The following is a 592-nucleotide window of genomic DNA, read 5'->3' on the forward strand; positions in this document are numbered from 1 at the left end:
ACGAAACGGAGACCACCCTCGTGAGCACCCAGACCAGGCTCGCCGTCGTCTACTACTCCTCCACCGGCACCATCGCCGCGATCGCGAAGGAGATCGCCCAGGCCGCGGAGAAGGCCGGCGCCGAGGTCCGCCTGCTCAAGACCGCCGAACTCGCCCCGCGGTCCGCGATCGAGGCCAACCCGGCCTGGGCCGCCAACGCCGCCGCCACCGCCGACGTCCCCGAGGCCACCCCGGACGACCTGGTCTGGGCCGACGCGGTGATCTTCGGCTCGCCCACCCGCTACGGCAACATCGCCTCCCAGCTCAAGCAGTTCATCGACACCCTGGGCGGCCTGTGGGCCCAGGGCCTGCTGGCCGACAAGGTCTACAGCGGCTTCACCTCCTCGGCCACCGCCCACGGCGGCCAGGAGTCCACCCTGCTGGCGCTGTACCACACCATCCACCACTTCGGCGGCATCCTGGTCGCCCCCGGCTACACCGACCCGGCCAAGTTCGCCGACGGCAACCCCTACGGCACCTCCCACGTGGACGCCCAGGGCAGCAACCCGGTCGACGACACCACCCGCACCGCCGCCCGCGTCCAGGCCGAGCG

1 protein-coding gene is annotated in these 592 nt (G+C 72.1%); it reads left to right on the plus strand.

Annotated elements, in window-relative coordinates:
• Nucleotides 1-20: 20 nt before the first annotated feature.
• A partial coding sequence (wrbA, locus tag ABD335_RS30695) for an NAD(P)H:quinone oxidoreductase (RefSeq protein WP_344329421.1) occupies nt 21-592 on the plus strand: 572 nt, incomplete at its 3' end.

Source organism: Streptomyces macrosporus, assembly GCF_039533145.1.
Lineage (GTDB): Bacteria > Actinomycetota > Actinomycetes > Streptomycetales > Streptomycetaceae > Streptomyces > Streptomyces macrosporus.